Source organism: Paenibacillus curdlanolyticus YK9 (genome assembly GCF_000179615.1).
GTDB lineage: Bacteria > Bacillota > Bacilli > Paenibacillales > Paenibacillaceae > Paenibacillus_T > Paenibacillus_T curdlanolyticus.
In genome coordinates this window covers 249,862-264,169 of the sequence record NZ_AEDD01000010.1, presented here as the reverse complement: position 1 = coordinate 264,169, position 14,308 = coordinate 249,862, and the positions used below count along the sequence as shown (strand labels likewise).

18 protein-coding genes are annotated in these 14,308 nt (G+C 49.5%); 11 read left to right on the top strand and 7 right to left on the bottom strand.

Annotated features, from left to right (window positions below):
- The first annotated feature begins 293 nt into the window (after positions 1-293).
- Positions 294-509, top strand: a complete 216-nt coding sequence (locus PAECUDRAFT_RS18775; RefSeq protein WP_006039715.1) for a hypothetical protein — start codon at positions 294-296, stop codon at positions 507-509.
- Positions 510-676: 167 nt separating this feature from the next.
- Here PAECUDRAFT_RS18775 and PAECUDRAFT_RS18770 read toward each other — a convergent pair whose 3' ends face one another.
- Positions 677-1,006 (bottom strand): hypothetical protein, encoded by a 330-nt coding sequence (locus PAECUDRAFT_RS18770; protein WP_006039714.1) that lies wholly within the window; start codon positions 1,004-1,006, stop codon positions 677-679.
- 159 nt (positions 1,007-1,165) lie between these two features.
- Here PAECUDRAFT_RS18770 and PAECUDRAFT_RS18765 point away from each other — a divergent pair, with 159 nt between their 5' ends.
- Both PAECUDRAFT_RS18765 and PAECUDRAFT_RS18760 read left to right on the top strand, forming a co-directional pair.
- Positions 1,166-1,516, top strand: a complete 351-nt coding sequence (locus PAECUDRAFT_RS18765; protein ID WP_006039713.1) for an ASCH domain-containing protein — start codon at positions 1,166-1,168, stop codon at positions 1,514-1,516.
- Positions 1,517-1,523: 7 nt separating this feature from the next.
- A complete protein-coding gene (locus PAECUDRAFT_RS18760; RefSeq protein ID WP_006039712.1) occupies positions 1,524-1,964 on the top strand; it encodes a hypothetical protein in 441 nt (146 codons plus the stop codon).
- A gap of 389 nt (positions 1,965-2,353) precedes the next feature.
- On the opposite strand, the gene PAECUDRAFT_RS18755 is transcribed toward PAECUDRAFT_RS18760, so the two are convergent.
- Together PAECUDRAFT_RS18755 and PAECUDRAFT_RS18750 are read right to left on the bottom strand one after the other, a co-directional pair.
- The gene (locus PAECUDRAFT_RS18755) at positions 2,354-3,337 is read right to left on the bottom strand and encodes a sensor domain-containing diguanylate cyclase (RefSeq protein ID WP_006039710.1); all 984 of its coding nucleotides are present in this window, start codon (positions 3,335-3,337) and stop codon (positions 2,354-2,356) included.
- 24 nt (positions 3,338-3,361) lie between these two features.
- The gene (locus tag PAECUDRAFT_RS18750) at positions 3,362-4,168 is read right to left on the bottom strand and encodes an alpha/beta fold hydrolase (RefSeq protein WP_006039709.1); all 807 of its coding nucleotides are present in this window, start codon (positions 4,166-4,168) and stop codon (positions 3,362-3,364) included.
- Between the two features lie 101 nt (positions 4,169-4,269).
- On the opposite strand from PAECUDRAFT_RS18750, the gene PAECUDRAFT_RS18745 reads away from it, so the two are divergent.
- From PAECUDRAFT_RS18745 to PAECUDRAFT_RS18730, 4 genes are all read left to right on the top strand, one after another.
- Positions 4,270-4,896 (top strand): DUF2306 domain-containing protein, encoded by a 627-nt coding sequence (locus PAECUDRAFT_RS18745; RefSeq protein WP_006039708.1) that lies wholly within the window; start codon positions 4,270-4,272, stop codon positions 4,894-4,896.
- 268 nt (positions 4,897-5,164) lie between these two features.
- Positions 5,165-5,806 carry a hypothetical protein gene (locus PAECUDRAFT_RS18740; protein WP_006039707.1) on the top strand — a complete coding sequence of 214 codons (642 nt, stop codon included), beginning with the start codon at positions 5,165-5,167 and terminating at the stop codon, positions 5,804-5,806.
- 27 nt (positions 5,807-5,833) lie between these two features.
- Positions 5,834-6,451 (top strand): hypothetical protein, encoded by a 618-nt coding sequence (locus PAECUDRAFT_RS18735; protein ID WP_006039706.1) that lies wholly within the window; start codon positions 5,834-5,836, stop codon positions 6,449-6,451.
- Positions 6,452-6,612: 161 nt separating this feature from the next.
- Positions 6,613-7,605 (top strand): ABC transporter substrate-binding protein, encoded by a 993-nt coding sequence (locus PAECUDRAFT_RS18730; protein ID WP_006039705.1) that lies wholly within the window; start codon positions 6,613-6,615, stop codon positions 7,603-7,605.
- 115 nt (positions 7,606-7,720) lie between these two features.
- Here the strand turns inward: PAECUDRAFT_RS18730 and PAECUDRAFT_RS18725 are convergent, their stop codons facing one another.
- Both PAECUDRAFT_RS18725 and PAECUDRAFT_RS18720 read right to left on the bottom strand, forming a co-directional pair.
- The gene (locus tag PAECUDRAFT_RS18725) at positions 7,721-8,575 is read right to left on the bottom strand and encodes a pentapeptide repeat-containing protein (RefSeq protein ID WP_006039704.1); all 855 of its coding nucleotides are present in this window, start codon (positions 8,573-8,575) and stop codon (positions 7,721-7,723) included.
- 34 nt (positions 8,576-8,609) lie between these two features.
- Positions 8,610-9,038: an Lrp/AsnC family transcriptional regulator gene (locus tag PAECUDRAFT_RS18720; RefSeq protein ID WP_006039703.1), complete on the bottom strand. Its 429-nt coding sequence runs from the start codon at positions 9,036-9,038 to the stop codon at positions 8,610-8,612.
- 135 nt (positions 9,039-9,173) lie between these two features.
- On the opposite strand from PAECUDRAFT_RS18720, the gene PAECUDRAFT_RS18715 reads away from it, so the two are divergent.
- Positions 9,174-9,935 (top strand): MBL fold metallo-hydrolase, encoded by a 762-nt coding sequence (locus PAECUDRAFT_RS18715; protein ID WP_006039702.1) that lies wholly within the window; start codon positions 9,174-9,176, stop codon positions 9,933-9,935.
- A complete protein-coding gene (locus PAECUDRAFT_RS18710) occupies positions 9,919-10,374 on the top strand; it encodes a GNAT family N-acetyltransferase (RefSeq protein ID WP_006039701.1) in 456 nt (151 codons plus the stop codon). Before PAECUDRAFT_RS18715 ends, PAECUDRAFT_RS18710 begins: the two co-directional genes overlap by 17 nt.
- A gap of 53 nt (positions 10,375-10,427) precedes the next feature.
- Here the strand turns inward: PAECUDRAFT_RS18710 and PAECUDRAFT_RS18705 are convergent, their stop codons facing one another.
- Entirely contained in the window at positions 10,428-10,850 is a 423-nt protein-coding gene (locus tag PAECUDRAFT_RS18705) for a VOC family protein (RefSeq protein ID WP_006039700.1), read from the bottom strand.
- A gap of 351 nt (positions 10,851-11,201) precedes the next feature.
- A complete protein-coding gene (locus PAECUDRAFT_RS24910; protein ID WP_006039698.1) occupies positions 11,202-11,852 on the bottom strand; it encodes a GntR family transcriptional regulator in 651 nt (216 codons plus the stop codon).
- 197 nt (positions 11,853-12,049) lie between these two features.
- Here PAECUDRAFT_RS24910 and PAECUDRAFT_RS18690 point away from each other — a divergent pair, with 197 nt between their 5' ends.
- The gene (locus tag PAECUDRAFT_RS18690) at positions 12,050-13,594 is read left to right on the top strand and encodes an MDR family MFS transporter (RefSeq protein ID WP_456090123.1); all 1,545 of its coding nucleotides are present in this window, start codon (positions 12,050-12,052) and stop codon (positions 13,592-13,594) included.
- Entirely contained in the window at positions 13,594-14,211 is a 618-nt protein-coding gene (locus PAECUDRAFT_RS18685) for an acyl-CoA-like ligand-binding transcription factor (protein WP_006039696.1), read from the top strand. Before PAECUDRAFT_RS18690 ends, PAECUDRAFT_RS18685 begins: the two co-directional genes overlap by 1 nt.
- Positions 14,212-14,308: the final 97 nt, after the last annotated feature.

Below are 14,308 nucleotides of genomic sequence, written 5' to 3'. Positions count from 1 at the left end.
TGTGTGACGCAAGTAATACTGCATGTAACCGTGGAAGTTGTTTAATTAGACGATTACGTTGAATTTGAACGGGGAGAAGTAATTAGCGATAATTTCAAAAAAGCCGAGATGCCCTAAACCGGGCTCTCGGCTTGCTTTTGTAAGGTATCATTTCCGACCAACTCCACTACTCTAGTGGGCTTAGTATAATATCACAAGTCAAAAAAATAATCAAGAGATTTCTCTTGACCAAATTGGACGAATATAGTATCTTCGTTAAGGAAGAAAAAATTGTAAAAAAAGGCGGTAGGGAAATGGAAAAAATGGCGATGAACATGATGATGACGATGTGCATGCAAGACATGATGACGCGTATGAACGGCATGATGACGATGATGGAGTGTATGAAGTCCGAAGACATGATGGCATGTATGGACATGGACATGATGATGAACAACATGCAGCAATGCGATGAAATGATGACGCGCATGATGAACATGATGACCGAAGCTAAACAAATGTCGATGTAAGCTTAGCCTCATACGTGCCAACCGAATTTCCCAGATTCGATAGGCAGCCTTGAACTGCAGAACATATGCATGTATGCAATTTGAAATCCGTATGATCCTCAATCGGCAGAGCAGACGAACTGTATGCCGCATTCCTCTACTTCCTTACTTCACCGTGATTCTTATCCTTAAGCTGCCAACTGGCGTCCGATTTCGAGTCTTCTTCTTTTCAAAGCCCACATTACTTGACGAATACCTTCTAGCTCCTGCTGGCTTTTACTCATTTTAATTAATTCGAACAATTCAATAAGTTTGTTATTTAAGGCTTGGAACTCCGTCCACAGCTCTTTTTGTCGTTGCTTGGGTAACTCCTGATCAGCATGCAGCTCAGCGGGAGGACCATTGCGAATCGTGTTCAGCAGCTCCTCTTGCCAAGCGGTATCTTGCAATTGCCCTGCATAGTTGTACAAGTCCAGATAATCGTCCAGCCAGGTTGCATGTGGTTTACGTTGGGTCATGAGGAGTGCCTTCTTTCTTGGAAATGACTTATATACCGACTATTATACTCGGATTTGTAAGGAATGCAAGAGGGAATCGTTTCGATCGGTATACGATTTGGATAGATTAGGTATTCTATTTATGGTAAAGTAATGAGATTGCTTAGGAGGATGATAAAGATGACGAATTCGAATGAACATGTTGAATTGCCGCCGAAAACTTGCTCGATTGAGCGCTTGGTTACGGTGAAGCCAGATGTGGAGAAAGTCATTGCGGGCATCAAGACAGCAACGCGGCGCAATGGTCGGTATGCGGATGTTGGAGAGATTATGGAGCTTGAAGGCCATCGCTTTGTAGTGGAGAAGGTGTATTCGCAATCGCTCGGAGAGCTGACGGACGAGCATGCGAAGCAAGAGGGCTTTGAGACTGTGGAGCAGTACAAGGAATCGATTTTATCCTATCACCCGGGCATGCCTTGGCTTCCGCATATGCGCGTATGGGTGCATGAGTTCCGCGCTGTTCAGGAGTAGTTAGCAAGTGGATCCATGGTATTCCGTTTTACTCTATATACATATTCTTAGCGCGATTATGTCGATAGGGCCCTTTTTTATCTTTATTCCGGTTATGAAGAAGCTCAAGGCGGCGGAACCCTTGGAGCAAAACGCTTATCTGAGTACGTTTCGGTCGGCTATTCGTTTGGCGAAGCATGCTGGCCACGTACTCGTTGCATCGGGCATATTGCTCGTGCTAGTCGGGTCGTGGGCGTGGTCGACATCATGGATTGTGATGACTATCGTACTCCTCGTCGGCTCATTGCTGTTTCTGGCACGGGCATTTTCGCCCAAAATACGCAAATTCAACGAGCCTGATCAGAACAAAGACGCTATCATTCGATTGCTTAATCGGGCGTTGTGGATCTATCTGGCGCTGCTGCTATGCATGCTGGCGTTTATGATCGTGAAGCCTACGCTGTGGTAGTGTCGCATGCAGGGAAAGGTCTACCGTTGGAATTGAAAAGGCTGCCGCGAGGCAGCCTTTTTCAATAATATTTTGACGGCGCCCAAAGGCATCGCGTTCGGCAGCCGGTATCCGGAAGCTTCGATGAAGCTGATTAATCTATAATAAGAAAGCCGAGAGAGGCACGGAGCGAATCTCCACGTCCTTTCTCGGCTTTTTGCTAATCTCCATTACGACCGATGCGGTCGTTTCTTTCTCCGGCTATAGATAATGCCGAATACGATTAGCGCGACTGGAACGATCCCAAACAAGAATTGGATAATGGCAGTAGACCAAACAAAGTTCATAAGACATGCCCCCTTTCATTTACAGTTTATTCTAATAGCATATAAATATATCTAAGAAGCTCATTAAGCCTCCGTCCGATCCGCCGCATGCGTCACGCGATTACGACCATTGCTCTTAGAGGCGTAAAGCGCTTGGTCCGCTTTTTGCAGCAGCGTGACGTCCGTATCAACGGATGTCATCGTTGCGACGCCGATGCTGACGGTGACTTGGCAGCCGCCAAGCGTAGCGGCCTCGATTTGCGCGCGGAAGCGCTCGGCGGCCAGCTTCGCGTTGTCTCGCGTACTGCTCGGGGCAATAATGACGAATTCCTCGCCGCCGTACCGCGCGACGATGTCGCTTTCCCGCGACATGGATCGGAGCATTTGCCCGAGGTCCGTTAGAACGGCGTCGCCAACGGGATGCCCGAATGTATCGTTGATGGCTTTAAAGTGATCAATGTCGACAATCAGAAGCGAGAATGGCAGCCGCATGCGTTGGAACAAAGCGATATTCGCCAGAAGCTGCTCCTGGAAAAATCGCCGATTGCGAAGCCCAGTGAGCGGGTCGGTCGATGCCAAAGCTTCCAGCTGATGATTCAGCCGGAGCAGCTCCTGCTGCTTTGCTTCATATTCCGCATGCAGCAGCTCGAGCTTCTGGTTCGCCTCATTAGTCGCGCGATACAGCTCCTCCAGCTTGGTTTTGGTGTGGAGAATATCCTTCTCATGCTCAATTCGCTTGCGCATTTCAACGACGACACAGTCGATAAACACCTCGCCGTCGCGTTCCTGCTGAACACCGTTTAGCAGCACCGGAACATCCTGATGCTCCATCGTTCGAAGCGAGAAATACATTTCCTTCACATGCCCGTATAGCTGAATATAGGGATAGAAATACGTATGAAAAAATAACTTGTTCGCCACCGACATCATCGTTTCGACGTGTTGGTCCAGCAGCTGCTGCCGGTCGTAGCCGAGCATGCCGGCTAACGTTTGATTAACCGACCGGATGACGCCGGTACTCGTAATCGAAAAATACCCGCAAGGGGCATGGTCCAACTGAATATTCATTCCGCAAGCGCCTTTCTCCAGAGCCTAATTGCTGGTCAAATAGTGTTTAATCAGGCTTGTCGTTTCTTCGGGATGGCTCAGGTGCGGGTAATGCCCCTTAGCCGTCATTTGCAATAGCGTACTGTTTTTCAAATGGGCGTGCAAATAGTTGCCGACTTCGATCGGTGCAATGCTATCGTCCGAGCACTGAAGAATAAGCGATGGAATTGAAGCATGCGCGAGCTCCGCCCTGCAATCGGAGCGGAACGTTACCTCGGCGAACTCCCTCGCAATATGCGGGTCACGGGAGCAGAAGCTGCGTTCGAGCTCGCTTGCGAGCTCCGATCGCTCAGCGTTTTGCATGACGATCGGCGCCAAATAGCTGGCCCAGCCGATGAAATTCATTTGCATCATCTGCAGCAGTTCATCGATGTCTCGTTCATCGAAGCCGCCATAATAATCGGGCAGGTCGTTCATATAGCGCGGCGATGGCCCGAGCATAATCAGCCGTTCGAACAATTGCGGATGCGCGATCGACGCCAGCATGCCGATCATGCTGCTGACCGAATGCCCGACGAAGATCGCGTTGCTTAGCCGCAAAGTGTTCATAATTTCAACAAGATCTTGTGCATATCCGTGTAGGTCGCTGTATCGGTCCGTATGGTAGTATTGAAGCTGGGAGTTGCCAGAGCCGACATAATCGAACAGGACAACCCGATATTGCTTTTCAAAATACGGCACCATATGGCGCCACATGGTTTGGTCGCAGCCGAAGCCGTGGGCAAACACGATCGCCCGCTCGCCTTGGCCCAGCACTCGTACATTATTGCGCGTCAAGAAATCCATTGTCATGGCTAGTCCTCTCTGGCGATCCCAAGTCGTATTAATTTCATAATATGATTAGTGATTATTATATCGGATCCGCATGAATAATGGATCAATAAGGAGAAACAATGTCGAAAATTAACCGTTCCTATGCCTTGATGCTTATCGTTATTGCGGGATTTATCGGTTATGTGGCGTATAAAAATTTTGTCTATGACATCGGAGCCAATGCCTTTCTCCAGCATAAGACAGGGCGCGCGGTTCACCTGCCAGTCTGGCTGAAGGTTATGAATATCCATATCGGCGTGGCTAGTCTGGCGATGGTATGCGGAGCCTTGAATTTTCTGCCCGCGCTGCACGCCAGAAATCGCAAGCTGCATTGCATCAATGGTTACGTCTATGTTGTATCCGTCATGCTAGTATCGCTGACTTCCGGTTATATGGCGCCGTATTCGACAGGCGGCAAAGCGGTCAGCATTGCATTCAATATGCTCAATATCGTCTGGCCGGCGATGACGGTTATTGCAATTATGCGAATACGCAAGAAACGGCTGCAAGCGCATCGGGAATGGATGGTGCGCAGCTATGCGTATTGCTTTACGAATATGCTCATTCATCTTATTACCTTCATGCTGCATAACGGATGGGGCGTCGACTATGTTGCAAGCTATGCGATTAGCGTGTATAGCTCGCTGCTGCTGCTTCCATTGATGGCAGAGGCTGTGAACCGGCGAAGACGCGTGTCGAAGGGGTAGTCGGTAGGGAGCTTGTTATAAGCTGCGATCAATGCTGAGAGGCATAGGATTGCAGCTTTTTTGACGTTCGGAAAAAAGAATCAGATAGCTGCAGTCATGAAATTTTTTCCAAAACTATACTGTGCAACATTTTCCGCATTACAAACGTTTAAATATTATGTATGATTTATTATAAGTTTCAAATTAAGACAAGAAAGGGTTAATAATCATCTTAGTTATTTCTTAAACATCTTAAACAAAATAACCCAATTATAGGAGTGTTCTAGTAGTGAAAAGTGTTTTTAAAAGAGGAATGAGTAGCTGGCTATCAAAAATGATCGTAGTAGCACTACCGATTGTAGTGGCATTACCCCTAACAGCTAATGCAGCAGATCTTAAAGATGGGGCGGCGTATTGGAAATACACGGGTTTTTCTAACACAAAAATTGCTGCAATGCCGTGGTGGGAAGACTCCTCCATTAGTGGGTTAGGGTATACAACGATCCTTAGCGATGCGAGGTATGCTTGGGATGCGGTGACAGTTGCTAATATAGGTTATAGCAAACAAATAAGTTCAGCAGATGCATCTCTTCGATTCTACGCAGTAAACGATGTTGGCTTAAATTATTATGGTGTTCTTAAACCATATGATAGTTTAGGTAATCAGATGAGCGATGCAGACATTGATAATCCATCTAAAACGATATATAAAGCTAATCTTGTAATAGCAAATTATAATGTGCAGCATTCTGCACTTGGAAGAGCTTTGACGAGAGCAGAAACACTAGATGTAGCTATTCATGAGATTGGGCATTCTCTTGCATTGAGACATCAGGATGATTCTTCGGTTTCCGTAATGGAAGAAACGGATATGACAACATATGGCGGGCCCACAACATTAGATAAAAATAATCTAGCTTGGAAATATTAAAATAATATATTTTGGAGGTCATAACTTATGAATAGAAAGCGTAAATATGGAATTATTACTTTCCTTTTTGTTCTGATTGTAATTACTCTCTTGGTAAACAACCCGATGGAAGCTTCCGACAAATCCAATAAGGAATATTCGGTCGTATCTGCTGAGGCAAAAATATTGAATTTCGATAATATCGCCAATCTAGAGGGTTATTCGGACTACATAGTTATTGGCCATGTTGCAGGTGAACAAAGCATGCACGATGTCAAAACGGATGAAGGTGTAGTTGTTGACCAGTTAGGACAGACGCCTTTCCAAATTGATCGCGTGATTAAAGGCGATTTGTCCAAAGATACAACAATTACTGTATACGAGGATGGTTATGTACAAAATGAAAAGTACGTAACGCTTGAGGGCTATGTGAAAATGAAAAAGCAAGCGCAAATCCTTCTATTTCTACGTAAAGCAGGAGATAACACTTTTGCAATTAATGGTTCTTACCAAGGGAAATATAACGTAGATAAGAAATCTGTTGAGAAAGCTTTTACTGCTAATGCTATCACGGACGCGGATCTTGATCAGTATGATTATATCGGCAATGAAGTGGAGCACTTCAATAAATTGAAAGAAGAAGCGTTAAATAAGTTTATTAAATAAGGGCCGGAAATGGCTGAAAGCTGCGGGGATTATCCGCAGCTTTTTTATTTTCGATGAAAAAACGAGTGTTGACGAGTCTAATTAAGAATGATAATCTTTATCAATGAAAGGGCTTGGGGGCAGGCTCTACCCGTTATACATAACGATGGAGGGGAATCATCATGAGAAAGCAAATGCTAATTTGCTTGAGCATCGTATTCGTTATGCTTGCGCTCGCAGCATGCGGAACGAATGAAACGAAGACGGATGCTGCTGGCGACAAGGAGACGGATGTGACGACGACGGGGCAGGCATCAAGCGGTACGTCGGATGCATCGACGCGTCTCTATAAACACGCGATGGGCGAAACCGAAATTCCGATGAAGCCGGAACGGGTTGTTACGCTGCAATACGCGAGCCAAATGATCTCTGTAGGCCTGAAGCCAATTGGCGCGCTCGACTATCTGCTGGATACGTCGGACCCTGCTTTCAAGGGAATCGAGGACGTAGGTACAGGAGAGGCGATCAATTACGAGAAAATTTTGGAGCTTCAGCCTGATCTGATTATCGCTGCTGACGTGGAGAAGGATGTTTACGACAAGCTGACCAAAATCGCGCCAACGGTTGTGGTGCCTTGGATGGATTATGACGTATTCGGCCATGTGAAGCAGATGGGCGAGATTTTGAATCGTCAGGCAGAGGCGGATGCTTGGAAAACGCAGTTTGATGCGAAGATTCAAGCGGCAAAGGAGCAAATCATCGGTAAAATCGGCGAAGGCAAAACGTTCGCTATCTATCGAGTCGATCCGAAGGAATTTTACGTATACGGGGTACGCAACATCGGCTTCACGCTGTATAAGGCGCTAGGCTTGCAAAGCCCGCCGCTCGTACAGAAGGAGATCGACAAGGACCCGAACTTCTGGGCAATGCCAATTTCGTTAGAGGTACTGCCTAATTATGCAGCGGATTATGTATTCCTCATTAAGCTGGATGGGGAAGAAGCAGCGGACCGGTTTGAGGAAATCAAGAAGTCCAAGCTGTGGCAGAACCTGCCGGCTGTAAAAAACAATCACGTGTATGAGATCACAATGGATAAGTGGCTGGGCTATACGCCGCATGACATTGAAGTGCAGCTGCAGGATGCGGTGCGTTTGTTGACGGAAGAGATTAAATAAAGAGAAGAGGCCGCTAGGCCCGATACGGATAGAAGTGGAAGGATGGAGAGCTGCAGCAGAGCGCCGAGGAGCGGACTGCTGCGGCTCTTTTGTGTTTCATAGGGTTTGCGATAGCTTAATGACCGGTGACGGAGCCGGACCAGTGCGATGGCCTTGCCAGATATGACGGCAGCTTCGTTGCCGCATCGCCCTTCGCGGCATTTAACTGGAACTGCGTGAGGAAGAGGCTGTCCGCCAGATTGGCCCCGCGCAGATCCGCATCGCGGAAATCGACGCCAATGAGATCCGCCCATCGCAGATCGGCTTGCCGCAAGTCGGCTGCAATTAGAAAAGCGCCTCGCAAATTGGCTGTTCGGAGATCGGCGCCCTTGAGGTTAGCGCCAATGAGATCAGCGCCTCGTCCAATTTTTTTGTTACGAATCGGCGGAATCTTATGCTGTCGCATCGCTGCTTCGCGTACAAGCTCGCCCGTACGGAGCAGCAGCACATTCACGTCGGCACGGTGCGCTGCAACGTTGAGGTGCAAGATTTCCCCCGGACTAAGCCGGGTTAACCGTGCGGTCTCATCCAGCGCTGCTTGGAGCTCCGCGTGGATCGCCGATGTGGCGGGCAGGCGCAGCGCTTCGGCCAGATACCAGAGCAGTTCATGAAGCTGCCGCATGATCGGGAAGACGTCGAATATTGTTTTGGCCGTTTCGGGGTGTTGGTGCCAGTCGCGTCCTGCATACGTATATTGCGAGACATGCTGGCCTGCGCCAAAGCAGTCATAGACGGTACAGCCGCGGAAGCCGCGATCCCGAAGCGTCGTGTGGACGCCGCAGCGAAAGTCCGATTGCAGATTCGGGCATGCCTGCCCGGCGTTCTTGTCTATTGCAAAATCAGATGAAGCCGCAAAAGGCAGAGCGACGCAGCATAAGCCAAAACAGCTTTCGCAATCCGCCTGCAGAGTATGTGTATCGTAAGTTACCATGGTGCGTAGTCCTCCTGCATCAGTTATGTTTCGATTATTTGACCATCTCGATGGAGAGGCTGAGCTTGTAGTTCCCGTAAGCGAGCACTTCGTCCAATAAGGCGTTGAGTGCGCCGCCGCCGCTTAATCGCACGCGCATCCAGTAGCAGCCTTCCCCGCTGACGCGATGCACCTCGATGATCTCGGGACGTGAGCGCGCGAAGGATAGGAAAGCGGTATGCGCGGTGTTGGATTTCATGAATACCGTCACGAAGGCGTGGACGGTTTGCCCGATTTTGTCGGGATTCCAGCGCAAGGTGTATCCATCAATGACGCCGAGGTCGTGGAGCCTCCGTACGCGTGCGCCAACCGCTTGTCCGGATAGGTGGACGAGCTGTCCGATCTCTTTATGCGAGCGGAGCGAATTGTCTATTAAACATTGTAAAATTTGCAGGTCGGTATCATCAAGTGTTTGATTCGCCATCTTCGTCGATTTCCTTTCACTATGAAAGTAAATGAAGCATGATGCATTCGCCAAGCGGTATGGCAGAGAGACGCCGGTATGCTACTATAGATATTGTAACAGAATTATCCATTTAGTAGATCGGGGGCAATAATAATGAGCATTCAACTGATTCGCCATGCGACGTTAGGCATCGAATACGCGGGAATTCGTTTCCTCGTCGACCCTATGTTCAGTGAAACGGGCGCCAACCCGCCTATTATAAATACGGAGAATGATCGGCGCAATCCGCTTGTCCCATTGCCAGTCGGGGTAGAGGCATGGTTTTCGCCAGATGCTATACTTGTGACGCATTTGCATGCGGACCATTGGGATGCAGCTGCATCCAAGGCGCTGTCGTCTTCGATTCCGTTGTTCTGCCAGCCCGGCGATCAGGAAACCTTCCGCACGGCAGGATTTCAGCATATAGCTGAAATAACGGAGGCGTCGGTCACGCACGAAGGCGTAACACTCACCCGCGCAGGCGGTCAGCACGGGACGGGCGAAATCGGCCAACGGATGGGGAAGGTATCGGGCTTTGTTTTGCAGGCCGAAGGCCATCCGACTATATATATCGCAGGCGATACGATCTGGTGCGATGAAGTGCGCGAAGCGCTGGATCGCTACAAGCCGGACTTAACGATTGTGAATGCTGGCGGGGCACGGTTCGTCGTCGGGGATCCGATTACGATGGATGCAGATGATGTGGTTGCCGTATGCCGTTATGCGCCTTATACGCAAGTTGCCGCTGTTCATATGGACGCGATTAACCACTGTTTGGTTACACGGGACCAACTGCGGGAGCGGCTTGCGGCGGAAGAACTGCTGAAGCAGGTATGGATTCCGGAGGATGGTGAGCGATTTGGTCAACTGGACTAATGATAATGAGCACGGCGGCATTCTTATATCAACCGACCTCAGCCTGCTAAACGTGGCGGAGGCTTATGATTATCTGCACAAGCACATGTATTGGGCTGCCAATCTACAATTTGAAACGTTTCAGAAGGCTGTGCAGCACTCGGCGGTTGTTATAGCCGCCTATGATACGGAGGCAGAAGGCCGGCTTGCCGGATTCGCGAGGGTCGTCTCCGACCGTGCGACATTCGCTTATTTGCTTGATGTTTTCGTGGTAACGGAATATCGGGGGCAAGGGATTTCGAAGCGGATGATGCGGACGCTTATGGACCATCCAGATTTGCAGGGGCTGCGGCGGTTTTTGCTTGTAACGAAGGATGCGCATGGCCTATATGCCCAGTTCGGCTTCCAGCCCCTGAAGGATGAGGGCAAATGGATGCATATTTATAACCCAGGGGATTAGATAATGGCTGTGAACGATCGCTAGTAAGCGAGTCCGTTCACAGCCATTTTTTCTTACATCTCGCGGCTGATCATCAGCTTATTGCCATCCGGGTCCTTGATTACGAACCAATGGTCATGCTCGATCTCGGTGACAAGCTCGACACCAATGGATTTCACGTATTGCAGCGATCCCTCTAGGTCATCGGTTGGGAATGTACACGCTGGCGTCTCAATTGGCGGGGCTCCTGCCGGGCGATCGCCGCCCCACTTGGGCATGGTGTCGAGGATAATGCTTGTGCCTTGCATGGGCAGCGGGCATAGGTGACCAGCTATGATAGGGCAATCGTCTTTATTGAGCCCGAGCAGCTGGCAATACCAATTGCGGGCTTTCTCGATGTCGCGTACGGGCAGAAACACGCTTCCTATTTTATTTTTAATGGGACTTGCGCTTGAAGGCGTCGTCTGGGCTGCGGAAGCATGCGTTGGATTGACCACGGCTTTTCCTCCCTTTGTGAGCGGTTTTCGTTTACAATTATAGTACCAGAAAATAACTATAATGGGTGGGGTGGTTTTGTGGACATTGCCGTCATTTTCAGTGTAATCAGTATTATCGTGACTTGTATCGTGGCCATTATTATTGGCCAGTCGTTTAATGACGTCAATGGCAGTACGTTGACACTGCTCAGTGTAATTTCGCTTCAGCTGAGTGTCATTACAGGCATCCTAATCAGCTTATATGCACGAATCAAGAAGGCTCAAATGCGAGAGGAAAGAAAGAATAATCGATAAAAATGCGAAACCCCGCCAATCAGACATCTTGTCTGCAGCGGGGCTTTTTACAACCGTTTAGGAAGAATAGCCGTTGCGGAGCAAGTCCTCGCGGATATTGCGCGTGTACTGCATAATAATCGTTTTTGCTTCTTGATAGCTGCCCTCCACTAGCTTGTTGTAGATGTCCTCGTACAGCTTGCGGCCCGTGTAAGGGCGATTGGAGCCTTTGGTCAGGCGGTACGTTACGACGTAGAACAGCAGCTTGTCTTTGTATAGGTTAAACGTTTCGAGAACATAACGGTTTTGGACGGCTGCAAGCATCGTATGCATGAACATTAAGCCGTTCTCGTAATAGGCACGATACCGCTGCTCTTCGCTTGCAAGAACCATTTGGTCGTAATGGTGGCGCAGCGTGTTCAAATCAAGCTCGTAGGACTCGTCGTCCATACGCTCGAGCGCGAACGAATATAACGCGCATAGCAGGTCAAATATATCGTATAAATCTTTGATGTCGATGCCTTTAACTAGGATGCCTCGCTTATAGAGCGTCTGTACGAAGCCTTCCTTCTCCAGCAAGGAAATCGCGGCCCGGATTGGCGTGCGGCTCATGCCGAGCTTGGCAGCCAGATCCGCCTCTGAGCATAGATCGCCGGGAAGATAAGCGCCGTCAAGCAGCTGTTGGCGGATGGATTGGTAAGCGACATCAACGAGCGGTAAATCAGACATAACGGTGGCTCCTTTACTGAAATTAAACGGGCGACGGGCGTATTGTATTGTAATATCACATAGTATATAAGTTTTTACCAATCGTTGGCAACGAAAAGAAGGGGACAAGCGGGCAAGTTTTAAAGTGGCAGTTAATTTAATTTGACAGTGGCTTTCATTTTATATAAACTCTCCATGTGAGACACTGAATGGAGGTTATGATGTTGGATAAAAAGAATAACAGGAAGCTCATCGTCCTTGGCTTGATCATCGGCATTATTTTTTCCGAGCTGGACGAGACGGTCGTCAGCACGGCTATGCCGACGATTATCCGCGACCTGAACGGGCTGTCGCTGTATGGCTGGGTGGCGGGCATCTACATGCTGACAATGACGTCATTCATGCCGATTCTCGGCAAGCTGGCGGATCTATATGGGCGCAAGAAAATCTATTTGCTAAGCATGGGCTTATTTATTGCAGGCTCGGTTATTAGCGGGTTTGCAACGTCGATGCCTATACTCCTATTCGGACGCGGCATACAGGGGATAGGCGCAGGCGGGCTGATGCCGCTTGCGATGGTCATATTCGGTGACTTATTCAGCGTTGAGGAGCGGGCCAAGACGCAGGGCGTATTCGGCGCAATCTTCTTCATCCCGCAGCTGTTAGGTCCGCTGATCGGGGGCTACTTAACTGAGCATATCTCATGGCATTGGATTTTCTGGGTCAACATTCCGGTAGGCGTACTGGCGGCAATCGTGTTGTCAGCAGGTTTGACGGAATCCAAGGGCAACAAAGAGGCGAGCATCGACTGGGCGGGCGCTTTCCTGCTGGTTGCGGCCATCGTATCGCTGCTAATTACGCCTGTACTGCATGAAACAGAGCATTATGCGTGGAATTCCGGCGTTCTTATTTCGTTATGGGTGATTGGCGCCGTGCTGCTTGGCGTGTTCGTGCTCGTGGAGCGCAAGGCGAAGGAGCCGATTCTCCCGATGCACCTGTTCAAGAACCATACGTTCGTTGTTTTATCGTTAATCGTATTCACGCTTGTCATCGGCATCATGGGATCATTCGCATCGTTCCCGTTCTTCGCGCAAAACGTACTCGACCTGTCGCCAATCGCATCCGGCTATATTACGCTGCCGTTAATGGTCGGAGCTATCGGAGCAAGCATCGTGTCGGGCCGGTTGATGACGAAAATTCCTTACCGGACGATCTTTATCGTATCGATGCTGCTGCCGGCAATTGCCTTCTTCTTCCTGGCAGGGATCGACGCGCACACGTCCATCTTCATGATTTGCATCTATTTCGTTATCCTTGGGCTCGGCTTCGGGGTGCTGTTCAACAACAACCTGATTGTGCAGGAGTCCGTGGCCAAAGAAAACAGCGGCATCGCGCTGACATCCGTCACGCTGTTCCAATCATTCGGCTTAACCATTGGCGTGAGCGTGTTCGGCAGCTTGCTTGCTGCTAACATTACATCCGGCATCGGGAAGCTGGCGGGCACGCTGCCTGCCGAAACGGTGGGACAGCTCGGCGAATCCGCGCAGGGCGGCATTCCGGAGGGGCTTGATCCTTCCTTGGTGGAGCAGATCAAAGCGATATTCGCTGATGCGTTCCAAAATCTTTATTGGGTATCCTTCGTATTCGCGCTCATCGTTGTAGGCATTTGCTTCTTCCTGAAGCGGGAGGTGCTCACTACCAAGCCTGAAGAGGGCGAAGCTGGCGCAGCGGCGGCGGTATCTCTCGAGAAAGGAGGCCATTAGTGGCCTCCGAGCAGTCTGGCAAGCCTGAACCGGCGAAGCTCGGACTGCGCGAGAAGAAGAAGCGGAAGACGCGGATGACGCTGCAGCAGCAAGCGATGCGGCTGTTCCGGGAGCAGGGGTACCACGCAACGACGATCGAGCAGATCGCGGAAGCGAGCGAGATTTCGCCGAGCACATTTTTTCGTTATTTTGCGACGAAGGAAGCATTGGTGCTGGAGGATGAGTATGATCCGATACTCGTGAAGGTTTTTCGCGAACAGCTTACTGGCTTGAGTCCCGTTTCAGCGATGCGGGCGACGATTCGCGAAATCTTTTCATCCTTAACAGGGGAGGAGCGTACGGCGCTCCACGACAGAATGACGCTGAGCATATCCGTCCCTGAGCTGCGTGCGGCTTCGTTAATCCAAATGAACGAGTCGCTGCAGCTGATCGCGGATCTCGTTGCGGAGCGTTTGAATCGCTCGCGGGACGACTTTGAAGTTTTTACGTTCGCAGGCTCCGTGTTCGGCGTCGTGATGGCGGGCCAGCTGTATTGCTTGAACCACCCGGAAGCGGATTTCTTCACCACGATGGACCGCATGCTTGGGCATTTGGAGGAAGGGCTCCAGCTGACTTAGACGGTTTGTTGACCAATCTGCCGAGAAAGCTCGGCAGATTTTTTTGTGCAGTAATTCAATAATCTACAAGTTTGCAATCTACCTGAAACTGGCATTG